The organism is Pseudomonas sp. B21-053 (assembly GCF_026016365.1).
In the GTDB taxonomy this organism is placed as follows: Bacteria; Pseudomonadota; Gammaproteobacteria; order Pseudomonadales; family Pseudomonadaceae; genus Aquipseudomonas; species Aquipseudomonas nunensis.
Map to the genome: position 1 here is coordinate 4,155,096 of NZ_CP087205.1, position 12,628 is coordinate 4,167,723.

Genomic DNA, 12,628 nt, shown 5'->3' on the forward strand with positions numbered 1-12,628 from the left:
GGCGCAGCCGTCGTAAACCCGCTATGCACGGTCATCCTGAAACAACGCAGTTGCTGATTTCACGACGGCTTCGCCGCCGAACGCAGCCTCGCGGGCTCGGCAGCTGCTACGGCTAACCGTGCTGCCAACGCCTTGGCCTGGCTCGCCACGTCCGTCACTGCCGTACTTTCCCACCACATGCCACGCAATGGCGGGCCCATGGCGAATAAGCGTTGGGCAACTTGTCCGTCGGCGTCCAGCACCGCGCCATCCACCGCCGCCGCAATCCCCAGCGCCAATGGGCCCGGCTTGATCAGTCCGCGCGCCAGCAACTGCTGTGGCAGCGGTCGGGCGACTCGGCGCCAGTCGTATTCGATGCCGCTGGAGTTGATCAACGCCGCACCGCTGACAATCAGCGTTTCCGCCTCGCCGCGACGCCGGATTCGAATGCTCACTTCACCGTTTACGGAGGGCGCCAGGCCTTTGAACGACGCCGCCTGAATCCGCAACCGACCTTCCCCGTGCAGCCGCGCCACCAACTCCGCACTCAACGGCGGCGAACGGTGGTGATGACTTTCCCACCAGGGCCGCACATGCCGCACAAACTGCCTGCGCTGCACGTCCGTCGCCTGATTCCACAACCGGCCAATATGCGCCCGTACCGTGTCGAGCGGCGATTGCCAATCGATGCCTTGGGCGATAGCGTCCCGGCAATGCCGACGCAATTCGCGCAGCAACTGCCGTGGTGTGCGAATGCTGTGATCCTCGGCCAGAAAGTCCACCCAGGCCGGCGGCTGGCGTCGGACATGCGGCAACAACCCGTGCCGGGAAAACACTTTGATCGGCCCGCGATGCCCGGCCTGCTCCAGCGACACCACAGCATCGACCATGGTCAGGCCCGAGCCGATGATCAACACCGTGGATTGCGGATCGAGTTGCTGCATGGCGGTGACGTCCCACGGATCCAGCGCCGCTGCGTTCAATCCGCTGGATTCGGTCTGTGGCGTGCGCGCGGCGGGGAACATCCCGGTGGCCAGCACCGCAAAAGCGCCCTGTAACTGTTGTCCGTCACTCAAACTTAACCGCACCGAATCATCGAGCGTTTGCAGGTCAACCACCTCGGCCCGCACATGCTCGACAGTGGAACCGTTCAACACACCCACCGCTTGGGCCTCCGCCAAACGCTGCTGCACGTACAGCCCGAAAATCCCCCTCGGCGGGAACAATTCGCTGACCGGCACATGTTGCTCGTCAGACTCCGGCCAGCCACCCGCCGCGATGTATTCAGTCAACCATTGCGTCAGGTCATCGGCATTGTCCGGGTCAACGCTCATCCGCGCCGCATTGCCGTTCAGCGTATGGCCCAACTCGACTGCGCTGTACGCCTCGCCCCGGCCGAGTTCGGCGCGGGGTTCGATCACCAGCAGCGAACGCTGGCCGGGCAAACGCAACAATTGCGCCGCCAGCATCGCGCCGCTGAGGCCGCCGCCGATGATCAGGATGTCTGCATGGCGGATGGCGTCGGTCGCCTGTCCGCTGGAGGTTTGGTTCATGGCGTTCTCACGGTCAGTATTTGCCTAGATAAAAGTCGTGCAAATCGCCTCGGGCCAGCAGCTCTTCGGCTGTTCCGGACAACACCACGCGCCCGGTGTCGAGCACATAGGCCTGGGACGCATACTTGAGCGCCACATTAATGTTTTGCTCGGCAATCAGGAAGCTCACCTGCTCGTCGCGATTGAGCTGGGCGACGATCTCGAAAATCTCCTGGACGATAATAGGCGCCAAACCCATGGACGGTTCATCAAGCAGTACCAAAGTAGGACGTGTCATCAACGCCCGGCCGATGGCGACCATCTGCTGCTCGCCACCGGACGTCAGCCCAGCCTGGGTCTTGCGCTTGGTTTTCAGGCGGGGGAACCAGGCGTAGATCCGCTCCAGATCACGGGCCAGATCCTGGCGACTCAAGCCCCGGACAAACCCGCCGCTGCGCAGGTTGTCCTCCACCGTCAATTGCGGGAACACGTGCCGGCCTTCGAGCACATGCACCATGCCCTGGCGCACCCGCACGCTCGGATCGACACCGGCCGTATCACGCCCGAGAAACTCGATGCTGCCGCGACTGACCTCCGCGCGCTCGGCCCGCACCAGCCCTGAAATCGCCTTGAGCGTGGTGCTTTTGCCCGCGCCGTTGGCCCCCAGCAACGCAACGATGCCGCCCTTGGGCACCGTCAGCGACACCCCAGCCACGGCCAGAATCGCGCCGTCGTAGATCACTTCGATGTCCTTGACCTGCAACAACTGCTGCGCGGCGTTATCCGTGGCGGCTTGGCTCATGGCTTATTCATCCCCGGTGCAGGTGCGTGGCGTCAGACCTTTTTCCTTGGCGAACGCCGCGGATTTTTCATCGATCAACGGCCGCAGCAAGGCGCGATCCGCCGGGATCCAGTCGCTGATCAGCGTCCAGTTCGCGCCGTCCCATTGCTGCACCCGCGCCGAACCACCGCCCTCGTGATCCTTGCAGGACAGCTTGAGGTTCTGCATCAGCCCGAAATAGCCCATGTCCTTGAGCCGTGCGTCATCGATATTCAAGTGCTCCAGGCCCCAACGCCCCTCTTCGCCATTCAACGGACGTTTGCCGAATTTGCCCTGGGCAGTGCGAATCGCTTCGACCATCACCGCCGCATTCACCAGCCCGGAGTTGTAGTAGACGCTGCCGAAGTTCTTCAGGTCCTTGAGGTCGCTTTTGCCCTTGTCGAGGATGTATTGCTTGAGGCGTTTGTGGATCTCGAAATCGGTGCCGGCCGGGTATGGCGTCAGCGCCAGATAGCCTTTGGCGGCGGCGCCTGCGGGCAACACGTCTTCGCTGGAACTGGCCCAGATGTCGCCGACGATATGGTCCACCGGGAAGCCGAAACGCGCAGCAGTCTTGACTGCCACCGGGGTCGACACGCCCCAGGTGCGCAGGAATACCCAGTCCGGGTTGAGCTGGCGAATCTGCCGCCATTGCGACGACTGTTCGTTGCCTGGATCGGCCACGGGAATCTGGATGTTTTCGAAGCCGTACTTCTCCGCCAACAGCTTCAACGGGCCAAGGGTTTCGCGACCGTACGCCGAGTCGTGATAGACCGTGGCGATCTTCTTGCCCTTGAGTTTGTCGAAGCCGCCCTCGCGTTGGGCGATGTAGTTGATCAGGCTCGACGCCTCGCTGTAGAAGGTCAGCATCACCGGAAAGTTGTACGGGAACACCGTGCCGTCGGTGGCTTCCGTGCGGCCGTAGCCGAGGGTAATCAGCGGGATTTTATCGACCTCGGCGCGCTCGCTCAGCGCATACGCTGCCGGCGCACCGTTGGGGGAATAGATCGCCACCGGCGCGCCGTCCAGGCCTTTCTTGAAGCGCTCATAGCACTCGATGCCCTTCTCCGCCGTCCACTCGGTCTCGCATTCCTGCCAGACCAGTTTCACCCCATTGATCCCGCCCTCCACCTCGTTGATGTAGTTCAGGTAATCGAGCATGCCGGCCCACACCTGCACGCCGCTGGAGGCGTAGGCACCCACGCGATAGGTGGCCAACGGGAAGAATTGCTGGTCCGGCGAGGCCTGGACCACGGGCACCGCAGTGCCGAAAACCGCCAGCGTCAGCGCGGCGCCAAGCAAGGAACGTTTCAAGGATGCACGCATGTTGTCTCTCTAATAGGTCAGGAATTCAGAAGCGCAGCGGCCAGTGACTCAGCCGTTCACGAAGGTTGCCCAGCAGGCGAATCAGCCCTTCCGGTTCCTTGATCAGGAACAGGATGATCAACACGCCGAAGATGATTTTTTGCAGGTTCTGCAATTGCCCCGCGTCCACCGCGCCGCCGAAAAAGGCTTGCCCGGCGTGGCTGAGCAGGATCGGCAGCAGGCTGATAAACGCCGCGCCGACAAAGTTGCCGGCGATGCTGCCCATGCCACCGATAATGATGATGAAGAGGATCTGGAACGATCGATTGATATCGAAGCTGCTGGCGCTGGCAGTGCCCAGGTAAGCGAAGGCCCACAGCGCCCCGGCGATGCCGAGGTAGAACGAGCTGACGGCGAACGCCAGGTGTTTGTAGCGCACCACCGGGATGCCGATCACGGCGGCGGCAGTGTCCATGTCGCGGATCGCCATCCAATTGCGGCCGATCTGACTTTTCACCAGGTTGATGGCGACCCAGGTCAACAGCAGCACCGTGGTCAGCGTCAGCAAATAGCGGCCGACCGGCGTGTTCAGATCATGACCGAACAGCGCCAGTTTCGGCGCGGAAATGGTCCCGGATGAACCGTAGTTGTAGAACCAGGGGAATTTGACGAACAGCCATTCGAGGAAAAATTGCGCGGCCAGCGTGGTGACCATCAGGTAGAAACCCTTGATCCGCGAACTCGGCAGGCCAAAGACGAAACCGACCACGGCGCTGATCAATCCGCCGCCGAGCAGTGCCACCGGCAAGCCCAGCTCTGGCAAGCGCAGCAAAAATCCATACGTGGCAAACGCTCCGACGGCCATGAATCCCGCCGCGCCGACCGATGTCTGGCCGGTGTAACCGGTCAGCAGATTCAGGCCGAGCCCGGCTAGCGAAAGCACCAAAAACGGGATCAGGATCGCGTTCAGCCAATAGTCATTGCCGGTCAGCGGCACGATAACGAAGGCGATCAACAACAAGCCGAGCAGGCCAAACGGCACACGACGCTGGATCAACACCGATGGCGCGGTTTCGCGGGTAAGGGAAATCGACATGGGTTCAGACTCGCTCGATGGCGCGCTCGCCGAACAGGCCGGCGGGACGGATATACAGGAAGGCCAAAGCCAGGACGTAAGCGAACCACGGCGTGATGCCGCCGCCGATCAGCGGGCCGATGTAGACCTCGGCGAGGTTCTCCGCCGCACCGACAATCAGCCCGCCGACAATCGCCCCGCCAATCGAGGTGAAGCCGCCGATGATCAACACCGGCAAAGCCTTGAGCACCACCAGCGACAGGGAAAACTGCACGCCTTGGCGCGCGCCCCAGAGCAAACCGGCGACCAGTCCGACAATCCCGGCCACCGCCCAGACGATCTGCCAGATACGGTTGAGGTTGATGCCAATCGATAGCGCGGCGGTGGTGTCATCCGCCACCGCACGCAAGGACACGCCGATCCGGGTTTTGTTGAACAACAGCGCCAGCACCGTCACCAGCACGATGGCGGCTGCGGCGGCGATCAGGTCGAACTGGCTGACCATCATCCCGCCAATGAAAATCGGCACGTCATCGATACCCAGATCCAGCGCCCGCACTTGCGAGCCCATCAGCCCTTGAGCCAGGCCTTCGATGATGAACGACAGCCCGAGCGTCGCCATGAACAGAGTGATCTGCGAACGATTGACCAAGGGCCGCAGCACCAACCGTTCGATCAACAGCGCGCCGATGATCATCACCACTACGGTGAGCAACAACGCCAACGCAAACGGCACGCCTTGGTCGTGCAGGCTGACGAAGGTCAGCGCGGCGAACAGCAGCATCGAGCCCTGGGCGAAATTGAACACGCCGCTGGCCTTGTAGATCAACACGAAGCCAATCGCGACCAGCGAATACATGGTGCCGGCGAGCAAGCCGCCGAGCAGGGTTTCGAAGAAGAAGGTCATCAGTGCACCACTCCCAGATAAGCCGCGATCACTTCCGGATCGGCCTGCACTTCGGCGGGCGTGCCGTCACCGACTTTGCGTCCGTAATCCAACACGACGACGTGGTCGGACAGACCCATGACCACGCTCATGTCGTGTTCGATCAGGACCACCGTGGTGCCGAGGTCGCGGTTGATGTCCGCAATGAAACGCGCCATTTCCTGTTTCTCTTCAGCGTTCATCCCGGCCATTGGCTCGTCGAGCAGTAACAAGCGCGGGCCGGCAATCAAGGCGCGGCCCAGCTCTACGCGTTTTTGCAGGCCGTAGGACAGATTGCCCACCGGCACATCGCGGTGGGCTTGCAGTTCGAGGAATTCGAGAATGCCCTGTGCTTGTTGGCGGAAGTCCGCAGCTTCACGTCGGGCGCGCGGCAGGTTGAGGGCTTGTTCGATGAAGCTGCTGCGCAGGTGCCGGGACAGGCCGGTGAGGATGTTGTCGATCACGCTCATTTTCTTGAACAGCGCGTTGTTCTGGAACGTACGACCAATGCCCCGGCGCGCGGCGCTCAGCGGGTCGATGCGTTTGAACGGTTGCTGCTCGAACACGATCGAACCGGCATCGAAGCGGTACACGCCGTTCAGCACGTTGAGCAGCGAACTTTTGCCCGCCCCATTGGGGCCGATCAGCGCGCAGATCTCGCCTCGGCGCACGTCGAAGGACAAGTCGTTGATCGCTTTCACGCCTTTGAACGACAGGGAAATGCCGCTGACTTGCAAGATGGAGTCGGTCGAGCTCATGCGATGTCCCGTTTGAATTCGGCGAGCCAGGTCGGCGCAGGTTGGGCACCTGGCGTGCGGGTGGCTTGCCAGATGAAATGCAGGTTGTGAAAGCCCAGCAGTCGGCGGACGCGATTCTTGATCAGGCGTTGCAGGGGTTTTTCCGGGTGGGCGATGGCCCAGTCGCACAGGCGTCGGCGCCAGGTGCCTTGGGGGGCGAGACGGCTGTCGATTTCGTCGGCCAGGCGTTGCAGGCGTTCGGCGGACAGCAGCAGCCCGGACGGCGCGACTTCCCGACGATCACGGCTGGCGCTGCCGGGGCTTTCCGGGAACGCCAGCGATTGGCCGCTGACCAGCCATTGCTCCAGCAGAACGCTGAGGCCGTCCTGCCATTGCGTGCCCTCTTCGCTCCAGAGTTGCGCGCCGTGGGCACCGAGGCGTTGGCGTTGCGGCGGTTCTACAGGGCCCAGCAGTTCATTGAAGTCCAGCAGCGTTTGGCCGTGGTGGAGCCATAGCTGGCGGGTTTGCCGGCCCTGGATAAAGGCGTGGGTCGGACGGCTGCGCCACAGTGCTTTGTGCAGAGCCTCGGCATCGAGGGTGTCGGGCAAGGTCAGCACTTCGCCGCCGACATGCCGGGCGGCCAGGGCCAGCAGCAACAGATTCGGTTCGAAGGCACCGCTCAGGGCCAGCCGCGAGTCTTCGGTAAACCCTTGCTGGCGCAAGCCATCGGCCAGACGCTCGACATCGCGCAAGGCATCGATCCAGCGCCAGACAAACCACTGGCCGTGGCGCTTGTGGCGCAACGCCGTTTGCAATGGACTGACTTGCCCCCAATGGCGCAACTGCTCCAAAGCCTGGGGCGCCTTGACCTGCCATTCGGCAGCGTCCGCGCTGGGCGGACGCTTGAGTTCATGCACGCTCATGGATTGACCTCTATGTCATGGGCAAAAGCGTGCGGTGGTCCGCTGGGCTGAAATCTGTAAAACGACCACGATCCAATTGTGGGAGCGGGCTTGCTCGCGAAAGCGGTCTGTCTGGCGACACTGATGTTGGATGTGCCGGCCTCTTCGCGGGCAAGCCTCGCTCCTACAGGGGGATCTTTGTTGGATCGGGCATTTGTGTACGACTCGGTCACCTGTGGGAGCGAGCCTGCTCGCGAAATCGGTCTGTCTGGTGACACTGATGTTGGATGTGCCGGCCTCTTCGCGGGCAAGCCTCGCTCCTACAGGGGGATCGCATTTTCCCCGGGCGACTCGGTCACCTGTAGGAGCGAGGCTTGCCCGCGAAGACGTCTACGCCGACACCACTTTCTTCTCCTGCTGCCGCAACCCCGCCAAATCCCGATACCCCGCTCCCGGATGGATTTCGGGCAACCTCGGCCCTTCGCCAAACAGCTTCTCGCGCAGGGTCCCTGGCGCATATTCGGTCTTGTACACGCCGCGCTTTTGCAACTCCGGCACGAGCAATTCCACGGCGTCGATAAAGGTTTCGTGGGTCAGCGCATACGCCAGGTTGAAGCCGTCCACATCCGTTTCTTCAACCCATTCCTGCAACAGATCCGCCACCGTCTCCGGGCTGCCGACAAACAACGGCCCAAACCCGCCAATCCCGACCCAATCCGCCAATTCATTCGGGGTCCAGACCTTGTTCGGGTCCGCCGTGGAGAACGCTTCCACCGCCGACTGAATCGCATTGGTGTGCACATGCTTGAGCGGTTCGTCCGGTTTGAACTGACTGAAATCGATCCCGGTCCAGCCCGAAATCAGCGCCATGGCGCCCTCATAACTGACCCAGGTTTTGTATTCCTCGAACTTGGCCTTGGCCTTGGCATCGGTCTCGCCAAGGATCACGGTTTGCAGGTTGAAAATAAGAATCTTCTTCGGATCGCGCCCCGCTTCAGCGGCACGCCGGCGGATGTCCGCGACTGTCTTCTTCAGCAGCACTTTCGATGGCGCCGCGACAAACACGCACTCGGCATGTTCAGCCGCGAACTGCTTGCCGCGACTCGACGCGCCTGCCTGATACAACACGGGCGTACGTTGCGGCGAAGGCTCGCAGAGGTGAATACCCGGCACCTGGAAGTGTTTGCCAACGTGCTGGATTTCATGGATTTTGCTCGGATCACTGAAGATCCGCCGTTCGCGATCGCGCAGGATCGCGCCCTCCTCCCAACTGCCTTCCCACAGCTTGTAGCAAACCTCCAGATACTCTTCGGCGAAGTCGTAACGAGCGTCGTGTTCGGTCTGGTTTTTCTGGCCGAGGTTCTTCGCGCCGCTTTCCAGATACGAAGTGACAATGTTCCAGCCGGCGCGGCCCTTGGTCAGGTGATCGAGGGTCGACAGGCGCCGGGCGAATGGATACGGGTGTTCGAAGGACAGCGACGCAGTGAGGCCAAAACCCAGGTGCTCGGTGACCAGCGCCATCGGCGGGATCAGTTGCAGCGGATCGTTGACCGGCACTTGCGCCGCCTGCCGGATCGCCGCGTCACCGTTGCCGTTGTAGACGTCGTAGATACCGAGCACGTCGGCAATGAACAAGCCGTCGAACTTGCCGCGTTCAAGGATTTTCGCCAGATCGGTCCAGTATTCGAGGTCCTTGTACTGCCAGGAGCGATCCCGCGGATGCGCCCACAACCCCGGCGACTGATGGCCGACGCAGTTCATGTCGAAAGCATTAAGACGAATTTCACGGGCCATCAAACGGCGCTCCTGAAGCTGGGGGGATGGATGCCGTTGAGGCGGAAGTTGCCGATGAGGTGGAGTTTCCAGCGCAGCGGATCGTGCAGGGAACCGTGCAACGAAGTGCGTTGGCCGGTGAGTTCGAATTCGGCGTTGCTCACGGCATTCAACGCGTCGGCGCTGGCCAGATGAGATTCGGCGATGGCGACGCTGATTTCGGTGTCGTCTTCGTGGCTATTGAGGAAGGCTTCGGCACGTTCCAGCAGCGCGGCGGCGACCTCGATACGAATGTGCAAATCGCCGAAGCGGCTGATGACGTAAGGATCAGCCGTGGTTTGCGTCTGTTGACGGACAAACCGCAGGGTCGCATCCAGCAGGCTGCGAGCGTTGTGCAAGTCGTGCTGACTTTTGGCCAGGGGCTGCTCAGCACTAATCGGTTGGGTCAAGGCATTCATGGTGGGCTCCTCAGTTCCAGGCGTGGCGCGCGGGCTTCACGCCGTTGAGCAGGTAGTTGCCGATCAAGTGGTATTTCCAGCGCGCCGGGTCGTGCAAGGTGTGGGTCCGGGCATTGCGCCAGTGGCGGTCGAGGTTGTACTTGCCGAGCACCGAGCGAGTGCCGGCGAGTTCGAAGAGTTTGCTGCTGGCGAGCAAGGCAATCTCGGCGGACAGGACTTTGGCCTGGGCCACCACTACCGAAGCGTGGGCGACCGTGTCTTCGTTGGAATTGAGCAACGCCGCGTCGATGGCCAAACCGGCCTTCTTCAGGATCGCTTCGGTACCGTGGACGCGCCATTCGAGGTCACCGATGGCGGCGATGCTGAACGGGTCCTGCCAGCCGTGATCGTTACCGCTGTCGATCCACGGGCGGGATTCGCGGGCGTAGCGCTTGGTTTCTTCCAGCGCACCGACGGCGATACCGGTGTCCACGGCGGCCTGGATGATTTGCGAAATCGGGCCGTCAGCGGTGGGTTCGTCAAAGGCCTTGTGCGCTGGGATCACCGCGTTCAACGGCACTTTCACCGCGTTGAGGGTCACGCCACCGCTGGCTGTGGTGCGCTGACCGAAACCGTCCCAGCTGTCGATCACCGTCAGACCGGGATTGTCCCGCTCGATGAAGGCGATGAACGCTTGATTCTGTTCGTTGACCGCCACCGCCGGCACGATGTGCGCGAACAATGCACCGGTGCAGTAGAACTTCTCACCGTCGATTTGCGCGAAGTCCTGATCGAAACGAATACGGGTTTCAAACGCCCCAGCGTTTTTGCTTTTGGATTCGGAGAAGGCATTGCCGAAACGGTAACCCTGCAGGACTTTGCCGAAGTAGTAGCGCTTCTGCTCTTCGGTGGCGGTGTGCAACAAGATGTCGAGCACGCCGAGGTGATTTTGCGGGATCTGGCCGAGGGACGAATCGGCAGCGGAAATGATCTTGATCACTTCAGCGACCGTCACGTAGGACACCCCGGCGCCGCCGTATTCCTTGGGAACGGTGATGCCCCACAGGCCACTGGCGGAAAACTCGTCGAGCTCGGTCACCGGCAGGCGTCGGTCGCGATCACGGACGCTGGCTTCGACGGCGAAGCGTGCGGCGAGCCTGTGCGCGACAGCGATGGCCTCGGCGTCCGAGCGGATCAAATGGGCAGTGGGAGGTGAAGTTGTCATGGGCCGACTCCTTGGTTCCGGGTGAATACCCAGAGCTTCTGCAGGAGTCGTGCCTGAATTTAATATCGTTTATTTACAGTAGGTTGCAGAACTATCCTAGAAAAACCTGCAGCTTAAAAACAGCAAAGTGTTCATCTACTGTTGGCCTGTAAACAGTCAGATCACCACATTACGCACAAATCGCGCCGCCACATCCCCTTCATTGCGATAGGAATGCGGCTGGTTGCTGGCGAACATGAAGAACTCACCGGCGGAGATTCTTTGCGGGGTGTCGCCGAGCATCAGGGTCAGGCAGCCTTCGAACACGTAGATCTGTTCGCTCCAGCCATCGGCATCCGGCTCCGATGGGTAGATTTCCCCCGGTTGCAGGCACCATTCCCACTGTTCCACTTCGCGGGTGGCGGTGGCTTTGGACAACAGCACCGCTTTGCTGCCAGGAATCGTCCCGGCCCAGGCCAGTTCATTGATGCGGCTCGGATCGCGGACGTCTGGCGCCTGGATCAAGTCGCTGAATGCCACGTCCAGCGCTTCGGCCACGCGGTCGAGGGTGGTCAGGCTGACGTTTTTTTCGCCTGCCTCGATTGCTACCAGCATGCGTCGGCTGACCCCGGACTTTTCCGCGAGCGCGGTCTGGCTCATATCGGCGGCGTGGCGCAGACGCCGGACGTTCTGGCTGACGTGCTGGAGGACCGAAGCCCGCGGGGAAGAATCTTTGTGCACTATATTGCTCACTCGGTGGGGTTGGGCAGTATACTGCGCAACATTCGGACGCATTGTGCGTCCGCCTCAGGTAGCGCGCAAGGTCATGACGTCAGTGAACTCCCCTCAGGCTTCTTCCCGTTTCTCGCGGTTCAGCAAGGCCGAGTGCGTGCTGGTGCTGATCACGATGATCTGGGGCGGAACCTTTTTGCTGGTGCAGCACGCAATGACCGTCAGCGGGCCGATGTTTTTCGTGGGTCTGCGCTTTGCAGCGGCGGCGTGCATTGTCTCGCTGTTTTCCTGGCGCAGCCTGCGGGCGTTGACGCTGTTGGAACTCAAGGCCGGATCCTTTATCGGCGTGGCGATCATGCTCGGCTACGGCTTGCAGACTGTGGGTTTGCAGACGATTCCCAGCAGTCAGTCGGCATTCATTACCGCCCTCTATGTTCCGTTCGTGCCGTTGCTGCAATGGCTGGTCTTCGGCAAGCGTCCGGGTTTGATGCCGAGCATTGGCATCATGCTGGCCTTCACCGGGTTGATGCTGCTGTCCGGGCCATCCGGTGCCTCGCTGAACTTCAGCCCCGGCGAAATCGCCACGCTGATCAGCACCGTGGCGATTGCCGCCGAAATCATTCTGATCAGCACCTATGCGGGCCAGGTCGATGTTCGTCGGGTGACGGTGGTGCAATTGGCGGTGACGTCGATGCTGGCGTTTCTGATGGTGGTACCGACTCAGGAAGTGATTCCGCATTTCTCCTGGCTGCTGTTGTGCAGCGCGCTGGGGCTGGGTGCGGCGAGTGCGGCGATTCAGGTGGCGATGAACTGGGCGCAGAAGAGTGTTTCGCCAACCCGGGCTACGTTGATTTATGCCGGTGAGCCGGTGTGGGCCGGGATTGTCGGGCGGATCGCGGGGGAACGACTGCCAGGGATTGCGTTGGTGGGTGCGGGGTTGATTGTGGCGGCGGTGATTGTGAGTGAGTTGAAGACCAAGGGTAAGAATCGCGATCAGGTCGAGGAGGCGCTGGAAAGCGAGACAGCCGATTAATTGATGCTGGTTGTCAGGGCCTCTTCGCGAGCAAGCCCGCTCCCACAGGTGTCTGGTGTACGCCAAACCATTGTGGGAGCGGGCTTGCTCGCGAAGAGGCCGGAACTGTTGTAATCAATCCTGCGCAAACCCTGAAAAACCAGCCTATCTCGCCTACCTTGTAGGATCCTGCCA

At 61.5% G+C, this 12,628-nt stretch carries 11 protein-coding genes and 1 pseudogene; 1 reads left to right on the forward strand and 11 read right to left on the reverse strand.

The features are described from left to right. Nucleotides 1-59: 59 nt before the first annotated feature. The 11 genes from LOY68_RS18490 to LOY68_RS18540 all read right to left on the reverse strand — a co-directional run bounded on the left by LOY68_RS18490 (nt 60) and on the right by LOY68_RS18540 (nt 11,430). Nucleotides 60-1,532 (reverse strand): FAD/NAD(P)-binding protein, encoded by a 1,473-nt coding sequence (locus LOY68_RS18490; protein ID WP_265038971.1) that lies wholly within the window; start codon nt 1,530-1,532, stop codon nt 60-62. Nucleotides 1,533-1,545: 13 nt separating this feature from the next. Next, nucleotides 1,546-2,313 (reverse strand): ABC transporter ATP-binding protein, encoded by a 768-nt coding sequence (locus tag LOY68_RS18495; protein ID WP_265038973.1) that lies wholly within the window; start codon nt 2,311-2,313, stop codon nt 1,546-1,548. A 3-nt stretch (nt 2,314-2,316) separates the two neighbouring features. Next, nucleotides 2,317-3,657, reverse strand: coding sequence for an ABC transporter substrate-binding protein (locus tag LOY68_RS18500; RefSeq protein ID WP_265038974.1), 1,341 nt, complete (start codon nt 3,655-3,657; stop codon nt 2,317-2,319). 25 nt (nt 3,658-3,682) lie between these two features. After that, entirely contained in the window at nt 3,683-4,732 is a 1,050-nt protein-coding gene (locus LOY68_RS18505; RefSeq protein WP_265038976.1) for a branched-chain amino acid ABC transporter permease, read from the reverse strand. Nucleotides 4,733-4,736: 4 nt separating this feature from the next. Next, nucleotides 4,737-5,618 carry a branched-chain amino acid ABC transporter permease gene (locus LOY68_RS18510; protein WP_054052782.1) on the reverse strand — a complete coding sequence of 294 codons (882 nt, stop codon included), beginning with the start codon at nt 5,616-5,618 and terminating at the stop codon, nt 4,737-4,739. After that, on the reverse strand, nt 5,618-6,394 hold the full coding sequence (locus LOY68_RS18515; protein WP_163914411.1) for an ABC transporter ATP-binding protein: 777 nt from the start codon (nt 6,392-6,394) through the stop codon (nt 5,618-5,620). Before LOY68_RS18515 ends, LOY68_RS18510 begins: the two co-directional genes overlap by 1 nt. After that, nucleotides 6,391-7,296 (reverse strand): acyl-CoA synthetase, encoded by a 906-nt coding sequence (locus tag LOY68_RS18520; protein WP_265038979.1) that lies wholly within the window; start codon nt 7,294-7,296, stop codon nt 6,391-6,393. The genes LOY68_RS18515 and LOY68_RS18520 overlap by 4 nt, the downstream gene beginning before the upstream one ends. Nucleotides 7,297-7,665: 369 nt before the next feature. Beyond that, a complete protein-coding gene (locus LOY68_RS18525) occupies nt 7,666-9,069 on the reverse strand; it encodes an LLM class flavin-dependent oxidoreductase (protein WP_054614411.1) in 1,404 nt (467 codons plus the stop codon). Further along, nucleotides 9,069-9,506, reverse strand: a complete 438-nt coding sequence (locus LOY68_RS18530) for an acyl-CoA dehydrogenase (protein ID WP_265038981.1) — start codon at nt 9,504-9,506, stop codon at nt 9,069-9,071. Before LOY68_RS18530 ends, LOY68_RS18525 begins: the two co-directional genes overlap by 1 nt. 10 nt (nt 9,507-9,516) lie before the next feature. Next, nucleotides 9,517-10,710 (reverse strand): SfnB family sulfur acquisition oxidoreductase, encoded by a 1,194-nt coding sequence (locus tag LOY68_RS18535; protein WP_265038983.1) that lies wholly within the window; start codon nt 10,708-10,710, stop codon nt 9,517-9,519. A gap of 156 nt (nt 10,711-10,866) precedes the next feature. After that, the gene (locus LOY68_RS18540; protein ID WP_163914401.1) at nt 10,867-11,430 is read right to left on the reverse strand and encodes a helix-turn-helix domain-containing protein; all 564 of its coding nucleotides are present in this window, start codon (nt 11,428-11,430) and stop codon (nt 10,867-10,869) included. Between LOY68_RS18540 and LOY68_RS18545 the strand changes: the two are divergent. After that, a pseudogene (locus tag LOY68_RS18545) lies at nt 11,425-12,454 on the forward strand (DMT family transporter). The gene LOY68_RS18540 and the pseudogene LOY68_RS18545 overlap by 6 nt on opposite strands. Nucleotides 12,455-12,628 lie beyond the last annotated feature (174 nt).

Excerpts from the sequence above, each read along its gene's own strand:
- LOY68_RS18500 (WP_265038974.1), bottom strand. The coding sequence starts at position 3,657 with ATGCGTGCATCCTTGAAACGTTCCTTGCTTGGCGCCGCGCTGACGCTG.
- LOY68_RS18495 (WP_265038973.1), bottom strand. The coding sequence starts at position 2,313 with ATGAGCCAAGCCGCCACGGATAACGCCGCGCAGCAGTTGTTGCAGGTC.
- LOY68_RS18535 (WP_265038983.1), bottom strand. The coding sequence starts at position 10,710 with ATGACAACTTCACCTCCCACTGCCCATTTGATCCGCTCGGACGCCGAG.
- LOY68_RS18525 (WP_054614411.1), bottom strand. The coding sequence starts at position 9,069 with ATGGCCCGTGAAATTCGTCTTAATGCTTTCGACATGAACTGCGTCGGC.
- LOY68_RS18515 (WP_163914411.1), bottom strand. The coding sequence starts at position 6,394 with ATGAGCTCGACCGACTCCATCTTGCAAGTCAGCGGCATTTCCCTGTCG.
- LOY68_RS18520 (WP_265038979.1), bottom strand. The coding sequence starts at position 7,296 with ATGAGCGTGCATGAACTCAAGCGTCCGCCCAGCGCGGACGCTGCCGAA.
- LOY68_RS18510 (WP_054052782.1), bottom strand. The coding sequence starts at position 5,618 with ATGACCTTCTTCTTCGAAACCCTGCTCGGCGGCTTGCTCGCCGGCACC.
- LOY68_RS18505 (WP_265038976.1), bottom strand. The coding sequence starts at position 4,732 with ATGTCGATTTCCCTTACCCGCGAAACCGCGCCATCGGTGTTGATCCAG.
- LOY68_RS18490 (WP_265038971.1), bottom strand. The coding sequence starts at position 1,532 with ATGAACCAAACCTCCAGCGGACAGGCGACCGACGCCATCCGCCATGCA.
- LOY68_RS18530 (WP_265038981.1), bottom strand. The coding sequence starts at position 9,506 with ATGAATGCCTTGACCCAACCGATTAGTGCTGAGCAGCCCCTGGCCAAA.